1 protein-coding gene and 1 rRNA gene are annotated in these 1,136 nt (G+C 29.5%); both read left to right on the plus strand.

From position 1 onward, the window contains the following. Window positions 1–77, plus strand: a 5S ribosomal RNA gene (gene rrf, locus D8M03_RS18155); the annotation flags it as partial. 235 nt (window positions 78–312) lie between these two features. Next, complete coding sequence (locus tag D8M03_RS17580) at window positions 313–888, plus strand: MerR family transcriptional regulator (RefSeq protein WP_121216066.1); 576 nt, start codon at window positions 313–315, stop codon at window positions 886–888. The last annotated feature ends 248 nt before the right edge of the window (window positions 889–1,136 follow it).

Consider the following 1,136-nt stretch of genomic DNA (forward strand, 5'->3'; position numbering starts at 1 on the left):
CCGAACACGGAAGTTAAGCTCTTTAGCGCCGATGGTAGTTGGGGGCTTCCCCCTGTGAGAGTAGGACGTTGCTAGGCAAATAAAAACCACCACTAAATTATAGTGGTGGTTTTTTGTATGTGAAATTATTGAAAGAAAAATTTCCTAGATAAACAAACATACTATATCTGATATAGCAGATATTAATTTAATTTGTTTCGCGAAAAAATGGTATTTTGACATTATTCCCCTTGAAATGTCTATATTTGTAAAAAGGTTTTAAAAGGATTGTACTGATTTTTTTCGAATTGATATGTATAAGGAGGGGATAAAATGTCTGATATATCAGTTATGACAGATGTTTCTATTGGTGAAGAAAAATTAACATTTGATAATTCAGCAGTAAGTAAAATTTTAGGTGTCCAAGATAGTACTCTTCGAAAATACTGTACATTAATGCAAAAATATCACTATAAATTTGCTAAAAACTCAGTTGGCCATCGTATATTCTATAACAAGGATGTTGATGTGCTTAAGAAAATAATAGATTTAAAAAAATCCAGTTCTTTAACATTAGAAGAAGTGGTAAAAGTAATTCTTGAGTCGAATATAGATGATACAAATGGTATATCTGATATAGCAACCATATTAACTTCAGATTACAGCAAAATTCTTGAGGGATTTTCTACTTTTACAAAAGAACAAACGGAATTTAATAAGCACCTCATTGAGCAACTTCAAAAACAAGAAATATATATCAAAAATAGTATCGAAGCTCGTGATCAAAAGTTAATGCTTTTAATAAAAGAATCTATGGAAGTAAAAAGGCAAATAGTAGACGCTATTACAGAAGTGAAAAATAAAGATATGGGAAAATATAAAAAAGCTTGGTGGCAATTTTGGAAATAAGAGGTTAAAAAATATTATTGACCAGATGAAGTTATAGCGATATAATAAAAATCCTGTAGAAACAGGTTTGAAATAATACTATTGACACACTTTGTTTATTTAGGTATAATAGAAATGTTGTCGGTAAGACAGCAAAAATGAACTTTGAAAACTGAACAACAAAACGTTAATGAATATAGTTTCTCATTAAATTGAGGAACAAAATTTTGGACATCAATTTTGATGCCAGCAATTTTTTGAGCTTTATC

Origin of the sequence: Ureibacillus endophyticus, from assembly GCF_003628435.1 — a bacterium.
Lineage (GTDB): Bacteria > Bacillota > Bacilli > Bacillales_A > Planococcaceae > Ureibacillus > Ureibacillus endophyticus.